The organism is Weizmannia sp. CD-2023, assembly GCF_036225245.1.
In the GTDB taxonomy this organism is placed as follows: domain Bacteria; phylum Bacillota; class Bacilli; order Bacillales; family Bacillaceae_C; genus Weizmannia; species Weizmannia faecalis.
In genome coordinates, this window is the sequence record NZ_JARTJQ010000084.1 from 50,108 (window position 1) to 75,891 (window position 25,784).

Annotated in this window: 27 protein-coding genes; all 27 read right to left on the reverse strand. The window is 48.4% G+C overall.

Going from position 1 to position 25,784, the window contains the following annotated elements:
• Window positions 1-57: 57 nt before the first annotated feature.
• Complete coding sequence (locus tag P9687_RS12755; RefSeq protein WP_014095419.1) at window positions 58-1,767, reverse strand: proline--tRNA ligase; 1,710 nt, start codon at window positions 1,765-1,767, stop codon at window positions 58-60.
• A 333-nt stretch (window positions 1,768-2,100) separates the two neighbouring features.
• Entirely contained in the window at window positions 2,101-3,360 is a 1,260-nt protein-coding gene (rseP, locus tag P9687_RS12760; protein ID WP_014095420.1) for an RIP metalloprotease RseP, read from the reverse strand.
• A gap of 63 nt (window positions 3,361-3,423) precedes the next feature.
• Window positions 3,424-4,569 (reverse strand): 1-deoxy-D-xylulose-5-phosphate reductoisomerase, encoded by a 1,146-nt coding sequence (locus P9687_RS12765; RefSeq protein ID WP_061565824.1) that lies wholly within the window; start codon window positions 4,567-4,569, stop codon window positions 3,424-3,426.
• 18 nt (window positions 4,570-4,587) lie between these two features.
• Window positions 4,588-5,391, reverse strand: a complete 804-nt coding sequence (locus tag P9687_RS12770) for a phosphatidate cytidylyltransferase (protein WP_014095422.1) — start codon at window positions 5,389-5,391, stop codon at window positions 4,588-4,590.
• Window positions 5,388-6,182, reverse strand: coding sequence for an isoprenyl transferase (locus tag P9687_RS12775; RefSeq protein WP_014095423.1), 795 nt, complete (start codon window positions 6,180-6,182; stop codon window positions 5,388-5,390). Before P9687_RS12775 ends, P9687_RS12770 begins: the two co-directional genes overlap by 4 nt.
• Before the next feature lie 362 nt (window positions 6,183-6,544).
• Entirely contained in the window at window positions 6,545-7,102 is a 558-nt protein-coding gene (gene frr, locus P9687_RS12780; protein ID WP_026104623.1) for a ribosome recycling factor, read from the reverse strand.
• Window positions 7,102-7,827 (reverse strand): UMP kinase, encoded by a 726-nt coding sequence (pyrH, locus tag P9687_RS12785; RefSeq protein WP_014095425.1) that lies wholly within the window; start codon window positions 7,825-7,827, stop codon window positions 7,102-7,104. Before pyrH ends, frr begins: the two co-directional genes overlap by 1 nt.
• 130 nt (window positions 7,828-7,957) lie before the next feature.
• Window positions 7,958-8,842 carry a translation elongation factor Ts gene (tsf, locus tag P9687_RS12790; RefSeq protein WP_014095426.1) on the reverse strand — a complete coding sequence of 295 codons (885 nt, stop codon included), beginning with the start codon at window positions 8,840-8,842 and terminating at the stop codon, window positions 7,958-7,960.
• A gap of 131 nt (window positions 8,843-8,973) precedes the next feature.
• Entirely contained in the window at window positions 8,974-9,729 is a 756-nt protein-coding gene (gene rpsB, locus P9687_RS12795; protein ID WP_328228529.1) for a 30S ribosomal protein S2, read from the reverse strand.
• Between the two features lie 144 nt (window positions 9,730-9,873).
• Complete coding sequence (locus P9687_RS12800; RefSeq protein WP_061565825.1) at window positions 9,874-10,419, reverse strand: hypothetical protein; 546 nt, start codon at window positions 10,417-10,419, stop codon at window positions 9,874-9,876.
• Window positions 10,420-10,428: 9 nt separating this feature from the next.
• Window positions 10,429-11,202 (reverse strand): FliA/WhiG family RNA polymerase sigma factor, encoded by a 774-nt coding sequence (locus P9687_RS12805; RefSeq protein WP_014095429.1) that lies wholly within the window; start codon window positions 11,200-11,202, stop codon window positions 10,429-10,431.
• 54 nt (window positions 11,203-11,256) lie between these two features.
• The gene (locus P9687_RS12810) at window positions 11,257-11,757 is read right to left on the reverse strand and encodes a chemotaxis protein CheD (protein WP_328228902.1); all 501 of its coding nucleotides are present in this window, start codon (window positions 11,755-11,757) and stop codon (window positions 11,257-11,259) included.
• Window positions 11,750-12,388, reverse strand: coding sequence for a chemotaxis protein CheC (locus tag P9687_RS12815; protein WP_014095431.1), 639 nt, complete (start codon window positions 12,386-12,388; stop codon window positions 11,750-11,752). Before P9687_RS12815 ends, P9687_RS12810 begins: the two co-directional genes overlap by 8 nt.
• A gap of 11 nt (window positions 12,389-12,399) precedes the next feature.
• Window positions 12,400-12,828, reverse strand: a complete 429-nt coding sequence (locus P9687_RS12820; RefSeq protein WP_017551531.1) for a chemotaxis protein CheW — start codon at window positions 12,826-12,828, stop codon at window positions 12,400-12,402.
• Window positions 12,829-12,880: 52 nt separating this feature from the next.
• Window positions 12,881-14,935: a chemotaxis protein CheA gene (locus tag P9687_RS12825; RefSeq protein WP_014095433.1), complete on the reverse strand. Its 2,055-nt coding sequence runs from the start codon at window positions 14,933-14,935 to the stop codon at window positions 12,881-12,883.
• Between the two features lie 12 nt (window positions 14,936-14,947).
• Complete coding sequence (locus P9687_RS12830; RefSeq protein WP_014095434.1) at window positions 14,948-15,607, reverse strand: CheB methylesterase domain-containing protein; 660 nt, start codon at window positions 15,605-15,607, stop codon at window positions 14,948-14,950.
• A gap of 59 nt (window positions 15,608-15,666) precedes the next feature.
• Window positions 15,667-16,527: a MinD/ParA family protein gene (locus tag P9687_RS12835; protein ID WP_014095435.1), complete on the reverse strand. Its 861-nt coding sequence runs from the start codon at window positions 16,525-16,527 to the stop codon at window positions 15,667-15,669.
• On the reverse strand, window positions 16,524-17,651 hold the full coding sequence (gene flhF, locus P9687_RS12840; RefSeq protein ID WP_014095436.1) for a flagellar biosynthesis protein FlhF: 1,128 nt from the start codon (window positions 17,649-17,651) through the stop codon (window positions 16,524-16,526). Before flhF ends, P9687_RS12835 begins: the two co-directional genes overlap by 4 nt.
• Window positions 17,648-19,690 carry a flagellar biosynthesis protein FlhA gene (flhA, locus tag P9687_RS12845; RefSeq protein ID WP_014095437.1) on the reverse strand — a complete coding sequence of 681 codons (2,043 nt, stop codon included), beginning with the start codon at window positions 19,688-19,690 and terminating at the stop codon, window positions 17,648-17,650. Before flhA ends, flhF begins: the two co-directional genes overlap by 4 nt.
• Before the next feature lie 31 nt (window positions 19,691-19,721).
• A complete protein-coding gene (gene flhB / locus P9687_RS12850; RefSeq protein WP_017551525.1) occupies window positions 19,722-20,804 on the reverse strand; it encodes a flagellar biosynthesis protein FlhB in 1,083 nt (360 codons plus the stop codon).
• A complete protein-coding gene (gene fliR, locus P9687_RS12855; protein WP_017551524.1) occupies window positions 20,801-21,580 on the reverse strand; it encodes a flagellar biosynthetic protein FliR in 780 nt (259 codons plus the stop codon). Before fliR ends, flhB begins: the two co-directional genes overlap by 4 nt.
• Window positions 21,581-21,583: 3 nt before the next feature.
• Entirely contained in the window at window positions 21,584-21,853 is a 270-nt protein-coding gene (fliQ, locus tag P9687_RS12860; protein WP_014095440.1) for a flagellar biosynthesis protein FliQ, read from the reverse strand.
• A gap of 14 nt (window positions 21,854-21,867) precedes the next feature.
• The gene (gene fliP, locus P9687_RS12865; protein ID WP_014095441.1) at window positions 21,868-22,533 is read right to left on the reverse strand and encodes a flagellar type III secretion system pore protein FliP; all 666 of its coding nucleotides are present in this window, start codon (window positions 22,531-22,533) and stop codon (window positions 21,868-21,870) included.
• Entirely contained in the window at window positions 22,526-23,209 is a 684-nt protein-coding gene (locus P9687_RS12870; protein ID WP_014095442.1) for a flagellar biosynthetic protein FliO, read from the reverse strand. Before P9687_RS12870 ends, fliP begins: the two co-directional genes overlap by 8 nt.
• A 24-nt stretch (window positions 23,210-23,233) precedes the next feature.
• Entirely contained in the window at window positions 23,234-23,596 is a 363-nt protein-coding gene (locus P9687_RS12875; RefSeq protein ID WP_014095443.1) for a response regulator, read from the reverse strand.
• Between the two features lie 15 nt (window positions 23,597-23,611).
• Window positions 23,612-24,730, reverse strand: a complete 1,119-nt coding sequence (gene fliY / locus P9687_RS12880; RefSeq protein ID WP_017551523.1) for a flagellar motor switch phosphatase FliY — start codon at window positions 24,728-24,730, stop codon at window positions 23,612-23,614.
• A complete protein-coding gene (gene fliM, locus P9687_RS12885; protein WP_014095445.1) occupies window positions 24,720-25,721 on the reverse strand; it encodes a flagellar motor switch protein FliM in 1,002 nt (333 codons plus the stop codon). Before fliM ends, fliY begins: the two co-directional genes overlap by 11 nt.
• Between the last annotated feature and the right edge of the window lie 63 nt (window positions 25,722-25,784).

Sequence of the window (25,784 nt, forward strand, 5' to 3'; positions counted from 1 at the left end):
CTGCCTCTTTTTTGCAGGAAAAGAAGAGAAGCACCGGCCGGTAAGCCGATGCCCCTGTCATGAAGCAAGTTGTGCTAAAATATTAGAAATTGTCTCGGCCAAATCCTCTTTTTTCACTTCGAGCACTTCCCCGGTTTTTCTGATTTTCACTTCGACGATGCCTTCCGCCGCTTTTTTCCCGACGGTTACCCGGACAGGCAGGCCGATCAGGTCGGAATCCGCAAATTTCACACCCGGGCGCTCGTTTCTGTCATCCATCAAGACGGTAAACTGCTTTTCAAGTTCCGCATGGAGCGATTCTGCAAGGGCGGATTGTTGGGCATCCTTCATATTTACCGGAACGAGATGCACGTCAAACGGCGCCAGATTGACAGGCCAAACAAGCCCTTTATCATCGTTATGCTGTTCGCACACTGCTGTTAAAGTGCGGGAGACACCAATCCCGTAACACCCCATCAACATGACCTGCTCCCTGCCGTTTTCGTCTAAAAAGGCGGCGTGCATGGCCTCACTGTATTTTGTGCCGAGTTTGAAAATATGCCCGACCTCTATGCCGCGTGCAAACCGGATCGTTCCCTTTCCGTCCGGTGACGGGTCGCCTTCCTGGATATTGCGGAGATCCCCGTATAGATCGACGCGGTAATCCCTCTCCGGATTCGCATTCACATAGTGGAAGTCATTCTCATTGGCACCGCAAATGCCGTTGACTACATAGCGGACGGCGTGATCGGCCAAAATCCGGATCTGTTCCGGCGCGCCGACAGGGCCGAGCGAACCGGGATCCGCCCCCATGATCGACTTGATGGCTTCCGGATCTGCCATTTCAATCGTTTCAGAACCGAGAAGATGTTTGACTTTGACTTCATTTACGTCATGATCGCCCCTGACCAGCACAATGACATATTCATCATCCGCTTTCAGCACAAGGGTCTTCAGGCATTTTTCAGGATCTGCCTTTAGAAAGTCCGCAATTTGCGCGATCGTTCTTTGCCCCGGGGTCGGAATTTTTTCGAGCGGTTTTTCCGCTTCATCCGGCTTTGTGTAAACGGTCTTCACTTCCGCCATTTCAATATTTGCCGCATAATCGGATGAGTCGGAATACGCAATGGTGTCTTCCCCGATTTCAGACAGCACCATAAACTCCTGCGTATCTTTCCCGCCGATCGCGCCCGAGTCCGCCAATACGGCGCGGAAATCCAGTTTGCACCGCGAGAATATATTGGTATAAGCCCGATACATATCCTTATACGTCTCATCAAGGCTCTCTTTGTTGGCATGGAAAGAATACGCGTCTTTCATGATGAATTCCCGTCCGCGCAGCAAGCCGAAACGCGGGCGCTTTTCATCCCGAAATTTCGTTTGAATTTGGTATAAAGAAAGCGGCAGGCGTTTATACGATTTTACTTCGTTCCGAATTAAACTTGTGATCACTTCTTCATGCGTCGGCCCGAGCGCAAAGTCCCGTTCATGCCGGTCCTTAAGGCGCATCAAATCCGGCCCGTAAGAATACCAGCGCCCCGATTCCTGCCACAATTCCGCCGGCTGGAGGGACGGCATCAGCAATTCCATGGAACCGATAGCTTCCAATTCTTCGCGGATAATCGCTTCAATTTTATGTAAGACTTTTTTCGCGAGCGGCAAATACGTATAAACACCGCTTGCAATTTGCCGTATGTAACCGGCACGGAGCAGCAGCTGATGGCTTTTCACCTCGGCTTCTGCCGGTACGTCCCGCAATGTCGGAATAAACAATTTGCTCTGTTTCATACATCGCACTCCCGTATTCATTTATTATAGATCAGTCGCGTTGATTACGTTCCTTCGTTTCTATTCCCCCGATTCAGCAAACCAGGTCCAAGGTTGGATGGTAAGAGATTGTAAATCAAAAGCCGGGCCAGGGTGCTAGAAATGCAGATTTTAAAAGGGATCCGCACGGTAAAAATACGAAGATTTGGCGTTGCTTGTGAAGACGAGCGGGCCAAACCGGGCTAATGGCGGATCAAAAATGCAAATCCATTTTATAACCGTCTCCGTAAAGCAGGTAAGGAAGCAGGCCCTTTTGCAACAGGGCCCGCTGGAACCCCCTCGAAACCGGAAACTTTACAGGAAAAATCTTTGGATATCATTCCAGGTGACAATAATCATCAACAGCATCAGGAGCGCAAAACCGATAAAATGGACGATGCCTTCTTTTTGCCGGTCAATCGGTTTGCCCCGCAATGCTTCGATGCCGAAAAACAGCAGCCTGCCGCCATCTAAAGCCGGCAGCGGGAGCAGGTTCATAATCCCGATGTTGATGCTCAACAATCCTGCCCATTTAAACAAATAAATGATGCCCGACTTGGCGACGGTCTCTGTTGATTTGTAAATGCCGACAGGGCCTGACAGCATATCAATGGAAAAGCCGCCGCTGATCAGGTGGCCAAGCAGTTTAAAAATTTCCACCGTCCAAACGTATGTCTGTGTAATGCCGTACGTGGCTACTTTCAGCGGGGAATGGTCAACCGGGCTGGTCACGCCGATTCTCCCGATGGTCTTCCCGTCCTCTGAAATGCTTTTTGGCGTCACCGGAATGTCCATTGTTTTGCCGTTCCGTTCCACTGTAAACGTAATTTTTTCATCAGGGTGTTTTTGGATCACGTCGACAATGTCATTCCACGTCGAGATTTCGGCACCGTCAATGCTGATCACTGTATCCCCTTTATGCAGCCCGGCCTTTGCCGCAGCACTGTCCTTGACAACCGTTCCGAGCACCGGATCGGTCATCGGCACCCCCTGCACCACGGCCATAAGGGTAAAGACAAGGGCTGCCAGAACGAAATTCATGAGCGGGCCCGCAAAAATCGTGAGCGCCCGCTTCCCAAGCGATTTGGAGGCAAACTGGCGGTCCCAAGGCGCGATTTGCATTTCCATCCGGTCTTCGACAAGCACGGCATCCCTTTTCACTTTAAACGTCCGGAGGTGTTCATCATCGCCTTCTTCATAGCCTTTGATTACAAGCGCACGTTCCAGATCTGCAGATTCCGTTTCAATCATGCGCAATCCGGTATACCGGTCTTTTCCGTTCACCACGATTTTTTCAACGGCTTCGTTTTCATCGAAAAGCAGCCCAACCCGCTGGCCTGGCTTCAACTCCGGCATATCCGGGTCTTCCCCCGCCATCCGTACGTATCCGCCGATCGGAAGCAGGCGGACGGTATACTGCGTTTCGTTTTTCTTAAACGAAAGGATCTTCGGGCCGAATCCGATCGCAAATTCGCGGCATAAAATCCCGGCTTTTTTGGCAACAAAGAAATGCCCGGCTTCATGGAAAATGACAAGTGAACCAAAAATCAAAATAAAGGCTATAACTGTCGTCAAATGAATACCACCTTACTTTAAAATAGTCTCCGCCTTTTTCAGGAACTCCGGGCAAGCTCCCGCTTATATGAGCGAGGCCACATAGTCCCGCGTCTCACGGTCAACGGCCCAGATCGTTTCCAAATCAGGGTGTATAATTACATTATGCCTTGCAAGCGCCTTTTCAATCAACTGATCAATTTGCAAAAACGAAATTTTTTCCTGCAAAAAGGCATGGACCGCCACCTCATTGGCCGCATTCAGCACGGCCGGCATCGATCCGCCGGCTTTTCCGGCTTCATAGGCAAGTTTCAGGCAGTAAAAGCGTTCTTCATCCATTTTTTCAAAATGAAGCCGGCCGATTTCCGCCAAATCGAGCCGCTTTGCATCCGGTAGCGGCAACCTTTTTGGAAATCCGAGCGCATATTGAATCGGGATGCGCATATCGGGCATCCCGAGCTGCGCCTTTACGCTGCTGTCACGGAATTCGACGAGAGAGTGGATGATGCTTTCGCGGTGCAGGATAGTATCAATTTTTTCAAAGGGAAGGCCGAACAGCCAGTGTGCTTCAATGACTTCGAGCCCTTTATTCATCATTGTTGCCGAATCAACCGTGATTTTGGCGCCCATCGACCAATTCGGGTGGTTCAGCGCATCTTTTACGGTGACGGTTTCAAGCTGTTCCCTTGTATAATCACGGAAACTGCCGCCGGATGCGGTGATGATGAGTCGTTCGATCTCATCCTGGTTTTCCCCTTGCAAACATTGAAAAATGGCGGAATGCTCACTGTCAATCGGAAGAATCTCAGTGCCGGCGCGCCTTGCTGCATTCATCACGAGATGACCGGCTGTGACGAGCGTTTCTTTATTGGCGATCGCAACAGTTTTCCCCGCCCGGATCGCCTCCAAAGTCGGCAACAGCCCGACACTGCCAAGCACCGCATTGACCAAAATATCCGATTCGGCATATACCGCCGTTTCGACCATCCCTTTTTCCCCGTAGAGCACAACCGGGCTGTCCCCGAATTCGGTTTTCAGCCGGGCACAGTCTTCTTTGTCAGCGACAGAGACAAGCGCCGGATGAAACTCCGAAATAATTTTCCTCGTTAAATTGAGATTTCTCCCTGCTGAAAAGGCCGCGAGCCGGAATGCTTCCGGATGGTTCCGGATCACATCCAGCGTTTGTGTACCAATGGAGCCCGTCGCCCCCAATAAGCTGATTTGCTTCAATGCTATCCACCTCTTTTTCTATCCCGCCATCATTTTTAAAAAATGGATAAGCGGGAGGACAAACAATAAACTGTCAAAGCGGTCCAAAATGCCGCCGTGCCCGGGCAGGATTTTCCCTGCGTCTTTTACCCCGTAATGCCGTTTATACGCGGATTCCACCAAATCCCCGATCTGGCCGAAAACGGAGAGGACGACCGTGGACACCATGAGCCGCCCGAGCCCGAGGCCGATATTGGAATAGAAAAAAAACAGCACAGCAACAATGACCGCACACAGTACGCCGCCAAGCGCGCCTTCAACCGTTTTATTCGGGCTGATCTCTGGCCACAGCTTATGCTTTCCAAAAGCCCGTCCGACGAAATAAGCGCCGGAATCCGTTGCCCAAATGAGAAACAGGGCGTAAAAAATATAGGTTATGCCCGCATCTGGCGCATTTCTTGTTTCAATAAAATAATAAAAGCCGATGCCAACGTAGATGGCGGACAAAATGTGGAAACCAGCCTGCTCAAATGTAAACCGGTTTTTCGTCACCACCATGTAGGCAAGAAAAAGCAGCACGATCATATACACCAATTCAAGCTTTGAAAAGCCTGTTTGTGCGATGACATGCATATACTTTGATGGAAATAAAATCAGCCAAAGCAGCAGGACGGAAAGGAGGCCGCCAAAGGAAAAAAATGACTGTTTTCCCATCCGCAACAGCTCGTATAGCGCAACGGTCGCCATGGCATACACGAGCAGCGCAAACGGCCATCTCCCGTATATCACAAAAGGAATAAAAAAAGCTGCTGCCACGATGGCTGTAATGATTCTTTGCTTCATTCAGACTGCTCCTCACTTTTTAAACCGCCGTATCTTCGGGAACGTTTTTGATATTCTTCAATCGCACTTAAAAAATGTTCCTCATTAAAATCCGGCCATAACACATCGGTAAACACAAACTCCGTATACGCCAGCTGCCACAACATAAAATTGCTGAGCCGGATTTCCCCGCTCGTCCGGATTAAAAGGTCGGGGTCCTGCAGGCCGTGCGTCATTAAGTACTGGTGGAACACTTCCTCGGTCAGCTCGTTTTCATTCATTATACCATTTTTTACATCCATTAAAATATTTCTCACGGCGCGCATAATTTCATCCCTGCTCCCGTAGTTCAACGCAAAATTGAGAATCAGCCCGTCGTTTTGCGCCGTTTCACTGATCGCTTTATTGATGGCCCTTTGAGTATGAAGCGGGATTTTTTCTTTGCACCCCATCATCTGCACTTTCACATTTTCCGCTTTCAGCTCGGGAAGATAAGTGGATAAAAATTCTTCCGGCAGCTTCATTAAGTATTCCACTTCTAATTTTGGCCGTTTCCAGTTTTCTGTTGAAAAAGCATACAGCGTCAATACTTTGATTCCGAGCCGGTTGGCGATACGGGTAATTTTCCGGACGGTTTTCATGCCTTCGTGATGGCCGGCCACCCGCGGCAAATGGCGTTTTTTCGCCCATCTTCCGTTGCCGTCCATGATGATGGCGACATGTTCCGGGATGGCGGCAGCTTTCACTTTTTCGCCGCGGGTTGTCGTGTCGCGGCCTTCTTTATCGAAAGATTTCCATCTTTTTAAATTCATATGCACATTTGCCCTCCAAATGGTATCCGCCTGCAACTTTATGCACGGTACCGCGGCCATACGTGTTCAGTCGTTTCCGGCAAAAGTGGTATGACCTTTGTATTCCATTTGCCAACCTCTATTATAGAGAAAATGGATGCGTTTGTGTAGTTCTGTTTTTTAAACGATCCGGCCATTTGGTTTGGGGGTGTATGGAAAACCGGCTTTGTATCCCCTTTTAAACGCGTGTGTAGCCCCATTTTCCGGCAATATGACAGGATTTTAGAACCGGAACATTCCATGCTCCCGGGAAAAGCGCGCACTGATAACATAATAAAAAACTTCCATCGGCCGCTTGCCAACGGAAGTTTTTTGTCCGGCAGTCAGACTTCCATAATTTCCTGCTCTTTTGTTTTTGTCATTTTATCGATTTTTTGAATGTGCTGGTCGGTGATTTTCTGAACGTCTTCCGCGAAACCACGATGCTCATCTTCTGTAATCTCACCGTTTTTCTCCTGCTTTTTCAGTTCATCATTGGCATCACGGCGCACGTTACGGATGGCAACTTTTGCTTCTTCCGCTTCTTTTTTGATGAGCTTCACCAGTTCTTTTCTACGTTCTTCCGTTAAAGGCGGGATGGAAAGGCGGATTACGGAACCGTCATTATTCGGCGTAAGGCCGAGATCCGATTTTAAAATGGCCCTTTCAATTTCACCCAGCACCGTTTTATCATACGGCTGGATCACCATCAGGCGCGCTTCCGGCACGGAAATGGACGCAAGCTGGTTTACAGGTGTCCTAGCGCCGTAGTAATCTATCGTGATTTTATCGAGCAGGGCCGCGTTTGCACGCCCCGCACGGATGGAGCCGAGTTCGCGCTGAAAAGCCTGGATTGCTTTTGCCATTTTATCTTTTGCAGTGTCAATGACCTGATTTGCCATCATATTTTCCCCCTAACGATTGTCCCAATGGTTTCGCCCAAGACGGCGCGTTTGATGTTTCCTTCCTCCATAATTGAGAATACTATAAGCGGGATGTCATTGTCCATACATAAAGAGGACGCGGTGGAGTCCATGACAGCGAGGCCGTCTTTGATGACATCCAGATATGAAAGCTCTTCATATTTCACAGCATCTTTGTCCAGTTTCGGATCGGCAGAATAAACACCGTCCACATTATTTTTTGCCATTAAAATGACATCGGCTTCAATTTCTGCTGCACGCAGCGCGGCGGTCGTATCGGTGGAGAAAAACGGGTTGCCCGTACCGGCGGCAAAAATAACGACACGACCCTTTTCCAGATGGCGGATGGCCCGCCTTCTGATATAAGGTTCTGCCACCTGGCGCATATCAATGGAAGTCTGCACGCGTGTTTCCACGTCGCTCTGTTCCAGGCTGTCCTGAAGGGCCATTGCATTCATGACCGTGGCGAGCATGCCCATATAATCAGCCGTTGCCCTGTCCATTCCCATCTGGCTGCCGATCTTGCCGCGCCAAATATTGCCGCCGCCGACGACAATCGCCACTTCAACGCCAAGCTCGACAATTTCTTTTACTTGCCGCGCGACGGACTGGATGACCGTCGGATGAATACCAAAGCCCTGCTCTCCAGCCAATGCCTCACCACTTAATTTCAATACGACACGTTTATATTTAGGGGTGTCCATTTTGAACCTCCAATATGGTTATGTAAAATTGCCCCGGTCCATCTTTGCCGGTAAACGGGGCGTTTTTTTTGCAAGGTTAAAATCCTGCCTTCTTTTAAAAAGAGGAACACACTGTGTTCCCCTTTTAAAACTAGTTTTTCTTCACTTGATTCATGACTTCTTCAGCAAAGTTTTCCTGGCGTTTTTCAATGCCTTCGCCGACTTCATAACGGACAAAATCTGCCACTTTTGCATTATGGGAAGCGACGAACTGCCCAACCGTTTGATCCGGATTTTTGACAAACGCCTGGTCTGCCACACAAATTTCCTCGAAGTATTTCTTCAAGCGTCCTTCCACCATTTTTTCCACAATCTTTTCCGGTTTGCCTTCGTTCAGCGCCTGTTGTTTTAATACTTCGCGTTCATGGGCCACTTCTTCTTCCGAAACCTGGTCGCGGGAGATGTATTTCGGATTCATCGCTGCAACATGAAGGGCAACGTCTTTTGCAACAGAAGCATCGGTTGTGCCTTCAAGAACAGTGAGCACACCGATACGGCCGCCCATGTGGAGGTATTCGCCGAACGCACCGTTATCCGTTTTCGTTTTCAGGGCAAAACGGCGGAGCGAAATTTTTTCACCGATTTTGGAAATCGCCTGTGTAATAAAATCATTGACAGTCGATCCGTTTGCCATTGTTGATTGTAAAGCGGCATCCAGATCGGCCGGTTTGCTTTGAAGCAAATGTTCAGCGATTTCTTTTACAAGGTTTTGGAATTCTGCATTTTTTGCAACAAAGTCTGTTTCGGCATTGACTTCGAGAATGACGGCGTGGTTGCCTTCGCTTAATACGTAAGTGGTTCCTTCTGCAGCAACGCGGTCTGCCTTTTTCGCCGCTTTTGCGATCCCTTTTTCACGAAGATAGTCCACCGCTTTTTCCATATCGCCGTTCGTTTCCGTCAGCGCTTTTTTGCAATCCATCATGCCTGCGCCGGTTTTTTCACGAAGTTCTTTCACCATTTGAGCTGTAATTGCCATCGGATTTCCTCCTTCAAGTTTATGTACGTCTCCCTAAAAAAAGGTGATAAGCACAAACCTTCTTATCACCTTTTTTATTGGGATATTTTGGGTAAGGTGCGGCCGCTGTCAAACCCCGGCCGGAAAACGGATCAGGCTTCGACAGTCGTTTCTTCCGTGCCCGCTGTTTCGCCGGATTCGGCCGGAACTTCAGCGGCACCTTCTTCGCCCTGTTTTGCTTCCACAATAGCATCCGCCATTTTGCTGGTCAAAAGTTTGACCGCACGGATCGCATCATCGTTTGCCGGAATGACATAGTCAATTTCATCCGGATCGCAGTTTGTATCCACAATCCCGATAATCGGAATGTTTAATTTTCTTGCTTCCGCTACCGCGATGCGTTCTTTGCGCGGATCGATTACAAACAATGCATCCGGCAGGTTCCGCATATCTTTAATGCCGCCAAGGAATTTCACCAAACGGTCGTGTTCTTTTTTCAACTGGACGACTTCTTTTTTCGGAAGGACATCAAATGTGCCGTCTTCTTCCATTTTTTCGATTTGTTTCAAACGGTCAATCCGTTTTTGGATCGTTTCAAAGTTGGTTAAGGTTCCGCCAAGCCAGCGGTGGTTCACGTAAAACATGCCGGAACGTTCCGCTTCATCTTTAACGGATTCCTGCGCCTGTTTTTTCGTGCCGACGAACAGAATATTTCCGCCGTTGCCTGCAAGATCTTTTACAAAGTTATAAGCTTCTTCTACTTTTTTGACCGTTTTTTGCAGGTCAATAATATAGATGCCGTTCCGTTCCGTGAAAATGTATTTTTTCATTTTCGGGTTCCAGCGGCGCGTCTGGTGGCCGAAATGGACACCGGCTTCGAGCAGTTGTTTCATTGAGATTACTGACATTTTATTTCCTCCTATGGTTTTTTTCCTCCGCCCCAATCCTTTTCAAAAGGAGACCGCTTAAAAGCAGCACCGTCCTTTAAATCATGAAGCGTGTGTGATAACACCAACGATTACTATACCATAAAAAAAAATGCGAATCAAGCATTATCCGCGTCCTGTCTGAAATTTGAGAAGCAGCTCGATTTCCGTGCGGCCTTTATTTAATTTTTGGGCAATTTCATCAACAGTATACCCGTTTTGTTGCAAATCATTCACTTTTTGCAAAAGGCTTTTTTCTTCCTGAAGCTGCCCATCGCTTTGTTCCCCTGAAATTTGCCGGGCCGCATTCCGGTACGCCCGGTTTGCGGATACCTGGATGAGCGCATCTGACTTCAGTTCCGCTGTTTCTTCTGTCTCAGGCGGTTGTTTTGTTTCCGAACCCGGCTGTCCCGTTTCCGGCCCTGCTTTTTCCCCCGGGCTTGCCTCTTTCATCCTGCCTGCTTTCATTTTTTTGATGAAAGCATCGTTTTCTTCTTTTAACTCCATCAGGTATACGGAAAAGATGTCTTCAATTTCTTTCACCATTTTATTGACGTTTTGTTCTGCCCGGGCAAAGCGGTTTTGCCGTAAATAGAGCAGGATGATGGCAAAAATGGAGAGCACATTAAATAGGAAAGAAAGAATGAGGAAAAAAATAACCGTTTGATTCACCCCCTCTGATTACAGCAGCCGTTTTTCCAAAATATTCCGCAGTTTGTAAATGGCCTTCGAATGGATCTGGGAAATCCGGGAAGTGGAAAGCCCCATCACTTCGCCGATTTCTGTCAGCGTGCATTCTTCCTGATAAAAGAGGCTCAGCACAAGCTGCTCTTTTTCCGACAGGGCACGGATGGCCTCCGCCAGTTCCTTTACGGTTTCCTTTTTTTCCAGCTCGGATTCCGGCTGGCCGGCATTCCTGTCCCCGGACACGAACCGGGATGCTGCTTCCGGTTCATCATTATCGGTGCCCGTTTCTTCAATCGACAGGACATTGGCAAAAAACTGTTCATTCATCGTTGTGCAGACTTCCGTTTCTTCCATGCCAAGCTCCAAAGCGACTTCTTTTGGAGAAACGGTGCGCAAGTATTTCTGCTCGAGACTTTCAATGGCGCTTTCAATTTTTTTCGCTTTTTCCCTTGTGCCTCTTGACAGCCAGTCTTCTTTCCGCAGGCCGTCCAAAATCGCGCCGCGGATCCGAAAAGAAGCATATGTATCAAATCTCAGTTCGCGGGACGGATCAAATTTGTTTAATGAATCCAAAAGCCCGAACATGCCAAGGCTTTTTAAATCCTCTTTTGACACGTTGCGGGGAAGCCCGGCGGCAATTCTTTGGACATGGAAAGAAACAAGCGGCATATATCTTTTCACAAGGGCATTTCCGGCTTCCGGATCACGGGATTTAAGCCACAAATCCCAATCTTTCTGCTCCTCACCCTGTTTTGGCTCCTCCGCCATATCGCATCCCTCCTTGTTGCCATCGCTTTTCCCGAAAACAAAGGGGCGGCCTCGTCATATTTCGACAGAACCCTGGTTGACCGTTCTCACGGTCAGTACGGCATTTCCCGGGTTAAATTCAATCGTGCGGCCGCTATTTCCCCCGGTATCTACGGCCACCAATTGAATGCGGTACTTTTTCAGTTCCTGTTTTACAGCCTCGACATTGCGCGGCCCGATCCGCATCGCTTCATTCATGGAAGAAAAAGAAAACATTTCGGCTCCGCCGGCGATTTTTGCTAGCAGTCTGCTCTGGTGGCAGCCTGCGCTTTTCAGCATGCCGATCAGTTCAAAAATAGCGGTATCCGCAAATTTTGCTTTATTCATATGCTCTCCATTCTTCGCAATGAAGGATGAAGGCAGCATTACATGGGCAAGCCCGGCTGTTTTAGCCGGCAAATCGTACAAAACGACGCCAACGCATGAGCCAAGCCCGGTTGTCCTGATCAGGCCGGGAGAAGTGACGATCTTCATTTCCGCAATGCCCACTTTGACAATGTTCATTTCGCTATCCATCTAATTCAACCCTTAGCGCACGGAATAGGATTTCATAAGAATCCGGATCCGGAAAGAGGAAAAAATGCCCCTTCATATCGGAATTTTCCGCCTGCTCATCGCTCAGCACTGTATCAATCACGATGGCATAATCGCTGACCTGGGACAGTTCAATCAAACCATAGCTGATAATGGAACCGAACATATCAATGCTGAGTGCCGGGACGGAAGGCAGCATATCCAGCTTCGTAAAATCGGAAAGCGCCGTTAAATAAGACCCCGACAAAATATTGCCCAGTTCCAGCATCGCCGACAGCCCGAGCTCCGGGTATGGCGGCTTTTCAAAGGAGAACGACGGATCCTCGATCATTTCTTTAATGAATCTTTCGCCCTGGGCAACCGGCACGATGAAAAAAATATTGCCGGGCGCATCGCCTTCAATCCGCAAAAACACGCTCACCACAACGAGCTCAGCGCCGCCGATCAGCTCCATAATTTCTTCAAAGGAGGCAATATGGACATCCGGGACCGTCATTTTGATTTTTTTATGCAGCAATTTGGAAAGCGCCGTTGCGGCATGTCCCGCTCCGATATTCCCGATTTCTTTTAAGACATCAAGGTGAAGATTTGTGATTTTATTTTTAATATCCATTTAAAATACCCCTATTGTAATGGCGTTAAAGTTTTTTCTAAATCAAGCAGCAGCAAAAGCCTCTGGTTTATATTCGCCACACCGGAAATAAAGTCCTCTTTGCCCGCGTTTACCACTTCCGGCTCGGGTTCCACTTTTTTTTCGTCGATATCCAGAACATCCGTCGCCTCGTCCACAAGCAGGCCCGTTTCAATTTCTCCAAACCGGACGATGATCAGCTTGCGTTCCTCCTTATCAGCGTCCGTGTCATCCTCCATGCCAAACCGTTTTTTCAGATCAATGACCGGAATAATGATACCGCGTAAATTCATCACGCCAAGTATAAAAGGAGCGGTAAGCGGCACTCTTGTAATATGCTGCAGCTTTTCAATGGCCAAAACCTGCGTAACCGGCAGGGCATACTCTTTATCATTCAACTGAAATACGATCACTTTCTCCAACGATCTCAACCTCTTTCCTGGGCAATGAAATGGGCGGCAAGCGCCTTGTTTTCTATTTGATCAGCGCATTGCTGTCGATGATAAGGGCAACCTGGCCGTTTCCAAGAATGGTGGCGCCTGATATGGCAAATACATTCGTTAAATAATTTCCTAAAGATTTTAATACGATTTCCTGCTGGCCGATAAAGGCGTCCACCACAAATGCAGCCAGTTTTTCCCCTTTTCGCACAATCAGTACGGAGACATATTCATCATTTTGCTTTGCATCCGGAACTTCAAATATTTCATTCAAAAAGACAAGCGGCACCACTTTGCCCCGGAAATCGATCACTTTTTGGTGATGCGCTTTTAATATTTCGCCCTTCTTAATAATGGCCGTCTCTACAATAGAGGATAACGGAACAGCATATTTTTCCGTCCCGATTTCCACAAGCATGACGGAAATGATCGATAAGGTAAGCGGCAGCTGAATCGTAAAGACGGACCCGCGCCCTTCTGCGGAATGGACAGAAATCGAGCCGCCCAATGATTGAATGGTTGATTTCACCACATCCAGCCCGACACCCCGGCCGGAAATATCGGATACATGGTCAGCGGTTGAAAAACCGGATTCAAAAATCAGGTTATAAATCTGGCTGTCTGTTAAACTGCCGGCTTCTTCCTTTTTGACAATGCCTTTTTCAATGGCTTTTTCCAACACTTTTTCACGGTTAATGCCGGCGCCGTCGTCTTCAATTTCTATAAACACATGGTTGCCGCTGTGATAAGCTTTTAACGTAATGGTTCCTGTTTCCGGCTTCCCTGCCCGCTTTCTTTCTTCCGGCTGTTCAATGCCGTGGTCGCACGAATTCCGGATCAGATGGACAAGCGGGTCGCCGATTTCATCAATGACGGTGCGGTCCAGTTCTGTTTCGGCGCCGATAATGTCGAGATCCATTTTTTTGTGCAATTCTCTTGCCAGCTGGCGGACAAGCCGCGGAAAACGGTTAAACACCGTTTCGACCGGCACCATCCGCATGTTCAAAATAATCGTTTGCAAGTCGCCGGAAATTCTGGACATCCTTTCAACGGTTTCATTGAGCTCCGGATGGTTCACTTCTTTTGCAATTTGTTCGAGGCGCCCGCGGTCAATGACCAGCTCTTCAAATAGATTCAGCAGATTATCCAGCCGCTCGATGTTCACACGGATCGTCTTGGTTGTATGTTTCTGTTTTTGCGGATGCTTTTTTGCCGGTTTTTGCGGATGCTTTTCCGCTGCGTCCGGTGCTGCCTGTTTTTTCTGCTCTGGTTCTGCCGGTTTCTCCGATTCTGCCGTTTCCGGGTGTTGACCGCGCCCATCCTGCTTTGTGAGAGTCACGGTGCTTGCTTTAACATCTTCAATCTCTGACACCTTGCAGATTTTTTCGCGAATCTCTTCCCTGTCTTCTTTTGAGATCAGTGTCACTTTAAATTCATTGTCAAACTGTTCTTCTTCCAGCTGGTCGGCCGGCGGATCGGAATGGATGATCTCGCCGCATTTTTCAAGGATATCAAAGACCATGAATACCCGCGCCGCTTTTAATAGGCAGTCGCTGCGCAATTTTACCGTGAACTGGTAACAGTTGTACCCTTGTTCTTCCGATTGAACAATCACGGCCTGTTCGTACTGGTCAAATTCGTCTTCCTCTGTTTCCGCCTTTTCCGCTGTCGCAGCTGAAGTTTCTTTCTCCGTCTTCTTCTCTCCGGCTGAACCATGATCTACCGCTTCGAGGCGGGCGATCGTCCCGCTCACATCCAATTTGCCGTCCCCACCGTTTGCAACCGATTCCACCATCGCTTCCAGATGGTCCACCGCAGTAAAAATCACATCGATAATGTCCGGGGTTACAGACAGCTTCCCGTTCCGGATGGCATCAAGCACATTTTCCATCTTATGGGTCAGATTGGCGAGATCTTCATACCCCATTGTTGCCGACATCCCTTTCAATGTGTGGGCGGAACGGAAAATTTCATTGACAATTTGCAAGTCATCCGGGCTTTTTTCAAGTAGCAGCACATTTTCGTTTAACGACTGGATATGTTCCCTGCTTTCTTCAATAAACACTTCCAAGTACTGGCTCATTTCCATCTATACCACACCCTAATCACTAATAAATTTCATGATTGCCTCCGCAATTTTTTCCAGCGGCAAAACTTCATCCACCACTTTCGCGGCAATGGCACTTCTCGGCATGCCGTAAACGATGCAGCTTTCTTCCGCTTCGGCAATCGCTCTTACGTGCCCGCGATTCTTTAAGGCGATCAAACCTTTTGTTCCGTCTGAACCCATCCCGGTCATGATGATGGCAAGTGTTTCATAGTTTTTTAGCATGCTCACCGATTCAAATGTTTTATCCACAGCCGGCCTGTGCCCGTTAACCGGCGCGGATTGCTCAAGCTGGATAAAGAGATGTGCGCCGTGCGCCTCCACGCCCATATGGAAGTCCCCGGGCGCAATATAAACCGCCCCCGGCTTGAGCATTTCGCCATCCTCGGCTTCTTTCACCCTGATGTTTGAAATGGCATTCAGCCGGTTGGCAAGCGACTTTGTAAATCCGCTTGGCATATGCTGGACAACCAGAACGGGCGCTTCCAAATTCCCGGGCAGGGAAGAAAGAACGGTTTGCAGGGCGCGCGGGCCTCCGGTCGATGTTCCGATGCAAACCAATTTTTTCTGTGCTATCCGTCCGCTTTGAACAGGATCGGACAAAGGTTGCGTGTTTTTTTCCGGTTCGCTTCCTTTACGTTTTTCCCATTTCACAAATCTGCCCCCTGTTTTTCAAAACTGTCATTTCATTGCCCTGTTATTGTCATGCATGTTTAAGATTTCAACAAAAGCCCCCTCAGTTTCCGCATAAATACCGGTGCGCGCTGGCTGGGCCCGTCCGAATTGCCGGATACATAGCGGTTAAGCAATTCATCGATTCTTCTTGCAGCCGCTGAATGTGGAAATGCACTGTAAAACGGCAGCTGCCTTGATACAGCTTTTTTTACATGCGCATCTTCCGGCACAACGCCGAGAATGTTCACTTCTTTCCCTAAAAATTTCTTAACTGTAAATTGAAGCCGGTTTAACGTCAACATCCCGTCTTTTTCTTTTTCCGCCCGGTTGCAAATTAAATAAAGGGGGGCGCTGAATTGCTGCATGTAAATATATTTCATCATCGAATAAGCATCGGTAATCGCTGTCGGCTCAGGTGTTGTGACAATAAAAATATCATCAGCCGAAAGCAAAATTTTAAGGCTTGATGGCGCGGCGCCGGCACCCATATCGAAAATGATGTAATCAAAATCATACTGGAGCAGTTCGAGCTCTGTGACAAGCCTGGTTACAGCAGCTTCTTCCATCTCGACAATCTGGGCAAACCCGTTGCCGGCAGAAATATAAGAAATACCGGCCGGCCCGTCGCATATCATTTGGGCAAGTGGGATATTCCGGTTGATAAAGTCCGAGATCGTGTATGGTGCGTCAAGCCCGAGAAGGACGTGGATATTGCCCATGCCGACATCCAGGTCAAATAAAAGGACTTTTTTTCCCCTTTCTGCAAGTGCCATTGCCAAATTGACCGAGATGTTGGACTTCCCGACGCCGCCCTTTCCACTTGCGACTGCAAGCGTTTTTGCCGGAATCCCGTGTTGCATTTTTAACTTTGCGCGCAGCTGTTCTGCCTGGTCTCTCATTTGTCGTTCTCCCCAAATACGTATTCGGCAAAAATACCGGGGGTTGCCTCGAGCATATCATCAGGGACATCCTGGCCGTTTGTCACATAAGCACAGCCTTTTCCATACTGTTCCATTAAATTGATCGCAGCGCCGTAAGTGGATGTCTCATCCAGCTTGGTGAAAATAAACCGGTCAATCCTGATGCTTTGAAAACTGTCAAAAACGGCTTTCATATCTTTCTCTTTCATCGTTAACGACAACGTCAGAAAGGTTTCCATTTCCGCATGAAAATCGATGAGTCCTGAAAGCTCGCGGACATATTGCAGCTCCCTGTAATTCCGGCCGGCGGTATCGATAAAAACACGGTCAAAATCGGAAAATTTTTCGATCGCTTTTTTGAAATCGGACAATTTATAGACCACTTCGAGCGGCACATTCAGCAGGTTTGCATACGTTTTTAATTGTTCAATCGCTGCAATCCGATACGTATCCGTTGTAATGAAAGCAATTTTTTCTTTTTTTTCGAGCACGGCCTGTGCAGCCATTTTGGCGAGTGTCGTCGTTTTGCCGACACCGGTTGGGCCGATCAGGTTCACGTACTTTTTCTGGCTCCCCCCGTATGTCAAATGGGCGAGCTTTTTTTGAAGCAGTGCCTTCGCCTGCTTTAAAATTTCGTTTTCCGTCAGATTGCCGTTTGCTTTCTCCCATTCTTCATACAGGGCATCTCCGATCACAACCAGCAGCGATTCATCCAGCCCTTGCTGCAAACCTGTGTTTAATCGTTTTTGAATCGGCAGTGGATACTTTTGGTAAGCGGGATTCCCAAATTTCGACACTTCCTGGACCACTTTTTTCAGCGCTGCGATTTCTTTTTGCAGGCTTTCTTTTTCTGAACGGACGGAGGCATCCGGTGCGCGCGCAGGTTTTTCACCACGGGCAGGGGCCGTTTGTACCGGACTGTTTTTCCCGGCATCCGGGTCAACGGCTGCAATTACTTCGATGTTCCGCTTTTTCATAAATCCAAGAAAGCCTTTGTGCTGGACCACTTTTGAATTTAAAATGACGGCCTGGTCCCCAAGCTCAAGACGGATCTGTTTCATTGCTTCAGACATATTGGGCGCCATAAACTTTTTAATTTTCATTCTATGTTCACCAGCCCTGTGCTTTGTACCTCAACGTTTGCTTCCAGTTCATTATAGGAAAGAACCGGCACCTGAGGAAAGAACCGTTCAATCATTTGCCGCAAATACATGCGGATGGCAGGCGAACAAAGGATGACCGCGGAACTGCCGGTAAGCGATACCCTCTCAACCTGCTGTGCAACGGATTCCACAATTTTTTGCGACACGGACGGGTCCAGGGAAAGATAATTGCCATGTTCCGTACGCTGGATGCCATCCGCAATCAATTTCTCTACTTTCCCCGAAACGGTGATGACTTTTAATTGCCCGTCTTGCGCATATTGCGCCGTAATTTGCCGCGCGAGACTTTGGCGGGCGTATTCCGTCAGCAAATCGGTATCTGTTGTTAATTTACCATAGTCGGCTAACGTTTCAAAGATAATCGGCAGTTTTCGGATGGAAACATTTTCTTTCAAAAGATTCGCCAGCACTTTTTGGATCTCGCCGACGGACAACGGGTTCGGTGTTACCTCTTCCACAAGCACCGGGTACGACTCTTTCAAATGGTCAATCAACGCTTTTGTTTCCTGCCTTCCGAGCAGCATATACGCGTTTTGCCGGATCGTTTCCGTAATATGGGTCGAGACAACCGTCGGGGGGTCCACGACCGTATAGCCCATCATTTCCGCCTGTTCTTTTTGTTCTTCCGTCACCCATTTTGCCGGCATTCCGAAAGCAGGCTCGACCGTCTCAATACCTTCAACGGAGCCGTCATCTTCGCCGGGCGCCATCGCTAAATAATGGTCGAGAAGAAGCTCGCCTTTGGCAAGTTCATTCCCGTTAATTTTCAACCGGTACTCATTCGGCTCAAGCTGGATATTATCGCGGATCCGGACAACCGGAATGACAATGCCGAGTTCGATGGCGAGCTGCCTGCGGATCATGACAATCCTGTCAAGCAAATCGCCCCCCTGGTTGGCATCCACAAGCGGGATCAGGCCGTAGCCGAATTCGAATTCGATCGGGTCAATATCGAGCAGGCTCATGACGCTTTCCGGGCTTTTCAATTCCTCAGGCTGGAGTTCTTCCGCTTTCTCCGCGCTTTCCTGTTCCGTCTTTTTCGGGACTTGCTGGAGCCGGAAACCGCCGATGAACAGCGCCGCTGCCACCGTCATGGTTAAAAAATCATTAATCGGCGTAAACAAGCCGAGCAGAAAGATCGTGCCGCCCGCGACATATAGCATTTTGGGATAGGACAGCATCTGCGCCATTACGTCCTGGCCAAGATTGCCGTCTGATGCCGCCCTCGTGACCACGATCCCGGTTGCTGTCGAAATGAGCAGAGCCGGCACCTGGCTGACAATGCCGTCACCAACGGTCATCAGCGAAAACTGGCTCGCGGCATCACTAATGGAGAGGCCGAGCTGGGTCATGCCGATAATGATCCCGAAGATAAGATTAATGAGAACGATAATGATGCTGGCAATCGCATCGCCCTTGACAAATTTGCTGGCACCGTCCATCGCGCCGTAAAAGTCTGCTTCCCGGCTGACTTTTTCCCGGCGAGCGCGCGCCTCCTGATCGGATATCATGCCGGCATTCAAGTCCGCATCAATGCTCATTTGCTTGCCCGGCATCGCATCGAGCGTGAACCGGGCCGCGACTTCAGCCACCCGTTCAGCGCCTTTTGTAATCACAATAAATTGGATAATAATCAAAATCGTAAAGACGACTAGCCCGACGACGATGTTGCCGCCGACAACGAACGATCCGAACGTCTCAATGACCCCGCCGGCATTGCCGGTGGAAAGGATCGAGCGGGTGGTTGAGATATTCAGCCCGAGCCGGAATAAGGTTAAAATGAGCAGCAATGACGGAAAGACGGAAAACTGAAGCGGCTCTTTCATATTCATTGAGATTAAAAGTACCATCAATGCAAGAGAAATATTACATATAATTAAAAAGCTCAATGCCCATGTCGGAAAAGGGATAATTAGCATAGTGACGATTAAAATGACACCTGCGATCACGGGAATATCTCTCAAATCTCTTGCACTCATACGGTTTCTCTCCTAACTTGCATGAAAAAGCTTAAATTTTATGCTTGATTTTGTATACGTACGCCAAAATTTCCGCTACTGCTTTAAAAAACTGTTCCGGAATGCGTCCGCCAACTTCCACCTGCTCATAAAGCGCCCTTGCCAGCGGCCTGTTTTCCAGCATGACAATGTCATGCTCTTTTGCGATCGATTTGATTTTTTGGGCAAGGAAGTCCGCTCCTTTTGCCACAACGATGGGCGCATCGCTCTTTGTTTCATCGTAGCGGAGGCAGACGGCAAAATGCGTTGGGTTCGTAATGACGACATCGGCGTTCGGCACTTCCTGCATCATTCTCCGCATCGCCATTTCGCGTTGCTTTTGCCTGATTTTTGATTTAATCAGCGGGTCGCCTTCCATATTTTTAAATTCTTCCTTGATTTCCTGCTTGGACATCCGGATATTTTTTTCAAAATCGAAACGCTGGTACAAGTAATCAAGAACGGCGAGCACAAACAGGGCAACAGAAGCGCTGATGCCGGTTATGGCGGCGAGATGCCCGACTGCAGCCAGCGTATCGCCCGCGCTTTTAAACGGCAGGCCTGAAATATCCTGGATATTGGCCCAAATGACGTAAAAAGCAACAACGCCGACCACCGCCATTTTTAAAACGGATTTTAACAATTCCACAAGCGCCCGGATCGAAAAAATCCGTTTTAATCCGGCGACGGGATTGATTTTGTTTATATTCGGTTTCAGCCCTTCACCGGTAAAAAGGAGGCCGGTTTGGGCCACATTTCCGACCACGCCGGCCAAAAGGGCAACGGCCATAACCGGCAAAAGCATCGAAGCCAGCTGTTTCATGACGCCGGTCATCAATTTGCCAACGCTTTGCTCCGTGACATCCTGCAGCATATATTTTGAAAAAGCCTGGCGAAAGAGTGCCATCATCGGGCTTCCGATCGAGGAGGCCCCGAAATACAAGAACAGAAACACCGCAAGAAGCATGACAGCCGTTACGATATCCTGGCTTTTGGCTGTCTGCCCCTTTTTGCGGGCATCACGCCGCTTTTTCGGCGTTGCCTTTTCTGTTTTCTCCCCTGCGAAAAACTGCAAATCGAGTGAGAGGTGCTTCAAACGGATCCCCCCAACAGTGCCATACAATTCCGCATCGCAACAAACATCCATTCAAACAAATGTTCAACCGCGATATAAATCGTGCCCATTGCCACCGCCAGCGCGATCAAACTAACGGCAATTTTGACCGGAAAGCCGACCACAAAAATATTAAGCTGCGGTACGGTCCGGGCGATGATGCCAAGCGCAATGTCCGTTAAAAACAGGACGGCGACAACAGGTGCCGACATTTGAAAAGCGACGAGAAACACACGGGCCAAAAGGGTTGCCAAATATTTTGCGAGATTGAAAGACCCGAGATGGACCCATGCCTGATCGAGCGGGATAAACGAATAGCTGTAATAAATCCCGTCCAAAAGCAGGTGGTGCCCGTTCAGGGAAAGCAATAAAAGCAGCGCAAAACTGTACAAATATTCCCCGGTAAGCGGCGTTTGCGCCCCTGATTGCGGATCAATCACATTGGCCATGGAAAACCCTGCCTGAAAATCGATAAACGTACCGGCCAATTGCACGGCCGACAAAATGAAATAGGCTACAAAGCCAAGCAGCAGGCCGACAAGTGCTTCTTTAATCATCAGCATAAAATAGGCGCCATCCATGGTGAACGGTTTGGCATGGATCGTGTATGTCACAAGGACGGACAAAAAGAAGCCAAGGCCGATCCGGAACCGGGCCGGTACGCTCCTGTGGGAAAATAACGGCATCATGATAAAAAAAGTGGTGACCCTAATGAAAACGAGTAAAAATATGCTGAATGACGGAATCAGTTCATCCATATGTTAACCTATATATTGTGTTAAATTGGATAAAATTTCTTTTGTGTATGTAAGCATGTGGCTTAGCATCCACGGGCCAAGCAGTACAAGGCCGAGCAGCACCGCAACAATTTTCGGGACAAATGCCAGCGTCTGTTCCTGGATTTGCGTTGCAGCCTGGAAGATACTGACAATCATACCGACGACAAGCGCAATCAATAAAAGCGGACCGCAGACCATAAAGGTCACCATGATGCCTTTTTCGGCCAGTGAAATGACCATTTCCTCACTCAATCCATTCACCTTCTTTAAAAACTTTCAAGCAGCGACTTCACAACAAGATACCATCCGTCCACGAGCACAAACAGTAAGATTTTAAAAGGCAGCGAGATCATCACAGGCGGCAGCATCATCATTCCCATCGACATCAGGACACTTGCCACGACCATATCGATGACAAGAAAAGGAATGAAAATCATGAAGCCCATTTGAAAAGCCGTCTTTAATTCGCTGATTGTAAATGCCGGAACAAGGGTTGTCATTGGAATATCCTGCACCGACTTAGGCTGCTTTTTATGGGCATAATCCAAAAACAGCTGCAAGTCTTTCTGCCGGGTCTCTTTCGCCATAAATTCCTTAAACGGCTTCTGGGCTTTGTCATAAGCCTCTTCCAGCGTCAGTTTATCATGGAACAACGGCGTGAGCGCCTGTTTATTTACCTGTTGAAACGTCGGAGCCATGATAAAAAACGTCAGAAACAGCGCAAGGCCTACGATCACCTGATTCGGTGGGGCTGTCTGCGTGCCGAGCGAAGTCCGGACAAAAGACAGGACAATGACAATCCGCGTAAAAGAAGTCAATAGGATTAAAATGCTCGGTGCCAATGAAAGAACGGTCATAAGCAAAAGGATTTTGACCGAAAGGGAAACGGTATCGCCGGATGTGCTGCTTAATGTATTCAACAACTCATTCATCGTTCTGTTTCTCCTTCTCCCTTTGTTCCAGTTCTTTCATCGCCTGCGCCCGCTCCTCCCTGATCGCGCTAATTTGCGACTTCAGCAAATGCCCGAACGGGGTTGCTTCTGTTTTTGCCCCAGTTTCCCTGTTTTTCACCGCTTTTATGAGCCTTGTCGCAATATCGCGCGGTTCCAGTTGCTGCTCGAGCTTTTGATTGTACTGGTCAACGAACTGCCTGACCTCTTCCTCGTCATCAATTTCTTTGACAAGCTGCACATCGTCCCCGACACCTAAAATAAGAATCCTGTCGCCCGCTTTTACAATTTGCAGCGACTTATTTCCGCCCAAAGGCGTGCCGCCGAAATTCTGTATCATTTTACTGCTTTGATAGGCACGGCTTCTTTTGTTGACAAATTTTAAAACAAAGTATAGTAAACAAATCACGAAAATAAGTGCGAGGATCATCCGCGCAATATCCCCGAAGGTTACCGCCGGATTTGCCGTTTCCGATTGTGTAGCCTGGCTTTCGGATTTTCCGTCCGTTTGTTTTTGACACTGTTTCGGATGGTCGATACATTCTTTCACATTTCCGTTAAAAGAAGCCGCGAGGGCATTGCCGGGTGCCGAAAACCCGTACAGCAGGCACAGCAGAATCCCAAACAGCAAAAGCCCCTTCGTCACTTGGCTTTGCAAATCATTGTCACCTTCCTGGCATCGTCAGCCGAGCGTTTTTTGGATGGCCTCAATTACACGGTCAGCTTGGAACGGTTTGACGATAAAGTCTTTTGCACCGGCCTGGATGGCATCAATGACCATCGCCTGCTGGCCCATTGCCGAACACATGATGACTTTTGCATCCGGGTCGATTTTTTTAATTTCCTTCAGCGCGCTGATCCCGTCCACTTCCGGCATTGTAATATCCATTGTCACAAGATCCGGCCGGTGTTCCTTATATTTTTCGATTGCTTGTGCGCCGTCTCCCGCTTCAGCGACAACGTCATATCCGTTTTTTGTCAGAATGTCTTTAATCATCATGCGCATAAACGCAGCGTCATCTACAATCAAAATTTTCTTTGCCATTTGGATCTTCCCCCATTATCTCAGTTTTTTCAGCCGGTCTTTCTGGCTCACGATATCTGTCACACGCACACCGAAGTTCTCATCAATCACCACCACTTCCCCAATGGCAATTAACTGATGGTTGATGAGAATATCCACGGGTTCTCCGGCGAGCTTGTCCAGTTCCACAATGGAGCCGGCGCCCATCTCAAGAATTTCCCTTACTGTTTTCGATGTCCTGCCCAGTTCAACAGTCACTTCAAGCGGGATATCAAGGAGCATGTCCAGATTTTTCGTTTCAACGCGCGGCGCTGTTTCTTCAAAACTCGTAAAAACAGCTGGCTGCACATTTTGGTACATCTCCTGTTTTGCTGCATTTTGAGCAGGCTCAGCCGGTTTTTCCGCAGCATGGCCGCGCATATTTTGATCCGGCTGCTTTTCCTCTGCTTTTTTTTCAGCTTCGGCGGGTTGTTCAGGATGAATGAGATCGCGCGCCAGTTTTTTCGCAAACGAAAGCGGCAACAGCTGCATGATCTGCGAATCGATTAATGACCCGATCATAATCCGGAACGAGACTTTCACAAGCAAATCCTGGTCCGGAAGCTTGTCCGTGCCTTCGCCTTCCAAAATATTTAAAAGTGAAACGGCCGGCGGGGAAATATCGATTCTTTTATTAAAAACCGTAGACATCGAGGTAGCGGCAGAACCCATCATCTGATTCATCGCTTCCTGTACCGCGCTCAAATGGATCTCATCCAGTTCGCTGCTCGGATTTTCGCCGGTTCCGCCCAGCATCAAGTCGGCAATAATGGCGGCATCGGATTGTTTAATGACGAGCACATTCACGCCGGAAAAGCCCTCCGTGTATTTCACCTGAATGGCCACGTAAGGATGCGGAAATTCATCCGCCAGTTTGTCGTGCCGGACAATGCTGACCTCAGGCGTTGTAATTTCAACTTTTTGTGAAAGCAGGGTGGACAATGCCGTCGCAGAGCTCCCAAACGAAATGTTACCAATTTCCCCAAGCGCATCCCTTTCCATGGAATCGAGATAATCTTCCACACGGAGGGAATCTTTGGCGCTTGCGTCTTCCAGATTTGCAGTGCCGTTAAGAAGGGCATCAATTTCTTCTTGCGACAGCATATCATCGCTCATACTGTTCTTCTTCCCCTTCCTCTATGATATCAAGGATTTGGACAGCCATTTTAGTGCCTTGCTTGCCCGGCTGCCCGATGAATTTCGGAATTTTATCCACCTTGACAACCAACGGCTCTTCAATGGTTTGGTTCAGCCGTATACAGTCGCCAATTTCCAGATTCAGAAAATCTTCAATTTTTATTGTTGCCGTCCCCAGTTCGGCGGTGAGCGGCACTTTTGCCTCCTTAATGCCTTCTTCGAGCAGGCGGATATTATTCGGGTCCGGTTCCTTTCCGGCGTGCTGCATCCAATAATGCCCGGACAATTTCGGCATCATCGGGTCAAGCACCACTTGCGGCAGGCATAAATTGATCATGCCGCTTGTATCGCCGATGGTCGTGTTGAGAGAAATGACGACCACGGTTTCATTCGGAGAAATCATCTGCAGAAACTGCGGATTGACTTCCAGTTCAGTCAGAAAGGGATTGATTTCGATGATCTCGCTCCACGCTTCCTTTAACTGGTCGATGGTCTGGTCAAAAATTCTCGTCATGATTTTCTTTTCAATCTCAGTGAGTTTGTCAATTTTATTGATGCTTTCCCCGTACCCTCCCAACACACGATCCATCATCGTATAGGCAATGTTCGGGTTAATTTCCATAATAATATTCCCGTCAAGCGGGGGAACTTCATAAACCGTCAAAAGCGTCATTTTCGGTATCGAACGGATAAATTCCTCATACGGAATCTGGTCAGCCGATGCAACGGAAATCTGCACGTAAGTCCGGAGCTGGGCAGATAAAAAGGTTGTCAGAATCCTTGAGAAGTTTTCATGAATTCTTGTCAGGCTTCTGATCTGGTCTTTTGAAAACCGGAGTGCCCGCTTGAAATCATATACTTTGACTTTCCGGGTTTCCTCTTTTTTTATTTCCTCCGCGTTCATTTCCCCCGTTGACAGGGCGGATAGCAGCGCATCAATTTCAGACTGCGATAAAATATCTTCCGGCAAGTTTACCCACCCCCCTTGTTTACATACAGGCACAGGGGCCGGACTGCCTGCTGCGGCACTGCC

Excerpts from the sequence above, each read along its gene's own strand:
- P9687_RS12755 (WP_014095419.1), bottom strand. The coding sequence starts at position 1,767 with ATGAAACAGAGCAAATTGTTTATTCCGACATTGCGGGACGTACCGGCA.
- P9687_RS12770 (WP_014095422.1), bottom strand. The coding sequence starts at position 5,391 with ATGAAGCAAAGAATCATTACAGCCATCGTGGCAGCAGCTTTTTTTATT.
- P9687_RS12775 (WP_014095423.1), bottom strand. The coding sequence starts at position 6,182 with ATGAATTTAAAAAGATGGAAATCTTTCGATAAAGAAGGCCGCGACACG.
- frr (WP_026104623.1), bottom strand. The coding sequence starts at position 7,102 with ATGGCAAATCAGGTCATTGACACTGCAAAAGATAAAATGGCAAAAGCA.
- pyrH (WP_014095425.1), bottom strand. The coding sequence starts at position 7,827 with ATGGACACCCCTAAATATAAACGTGTCGTATTGAAATTAAGTGGTGAG.
- tsf (WP_014095426.1), bottom strand. The coding sequence starts at position 8,842 with ATGGCAATTACAGCTCAAATGGTGAAAGAACTTCGTGAAAAAACCGGC.
- rpsB (WP_328228529.1), bottom strand. The coding sequence starts at position 9,729 with ATGTCAGTAATCTCAATGAAACAACTGCTCGAAGCCGGTGTCCATTTC.
- P9687_RS12805 (WP_014095429.1), bottom strand. The coding sequence starts at position 11,202 with ATGGCGGAGGAGCCAAAACAGGGTGAGGAGCAGAAAGATTGGGATTTG.
- P9687_RS12810 (WP_328228902.1), bottom strand. The coding sequence starts at position 11,757 with ATGGATAGCGAAATGAACATTGTCAAAGTGGGCATTGCGGAAATGAAG.
- P9687_RS12815 (WP_014095431.1), bottom strand. The coding sequence starts at position 12,388 with ATGGATATTAAAAATAAAATCACAAATCTTCACCTTGATGTCTTAAAA.
- P9687_RS12825 (WP_014095433.1), bottom strand. The coding sequence starts at position 14,935 with ATGGAAATGAGCCAGTACTTGGAAGTGTTTATTGAAGAAAGCAGGGAA.
- P9687_RS12835 (WP_014095435.1), bottom strand. The coding sequence starts at position 16,527 with ATGAGAGACCAGGCAGAACAGCTGCGCGCAAAGTTAAAAATGCAACAC.
- flhF (WP_014095436.1), bottom strand. The coding sequence starts at position 17,651 with ATGAAAATTAAAAAGTTTATGGCGCCCAATATGTCTGAAGCAATGAAA.
- flhA (WP_014095437.1), bottom strand. The coding sequence starts at position 19,690 with ATGAGTGCAAGAGATTTGAGAGATATTCCCGTGATCGCAGGTGTCATT.
- fliR (WP_017551524.1), bottom strand. The coding sequence starts at position 21,580 with ATGGATGAACTGATTCCGTCATTCAGCATATTTTTACTCGTTTTCATT.
- fliP (WP_014095441.1), bottom strand. The coding sequence starts at position 22,533 with ATGAATGAGTTGTTGAATACATTAAGCAGCACATCCGGCGATACCGTT.
- P9687_RS12875 (WP_014095443.1), bottom strand. The coding sequence starts at position 23,596 with ATGGCAAAGAAAATTTTGATTGTAGATGACGCTGCGTTTATGCGCATG.
- fliY (WP_017551523.1), bottom strand. The coding sequence starts at position 24,730 with ATGAGCGATGATATGCTGTCGCAAGAAGAAATTGATGCCCTTCTTAAC.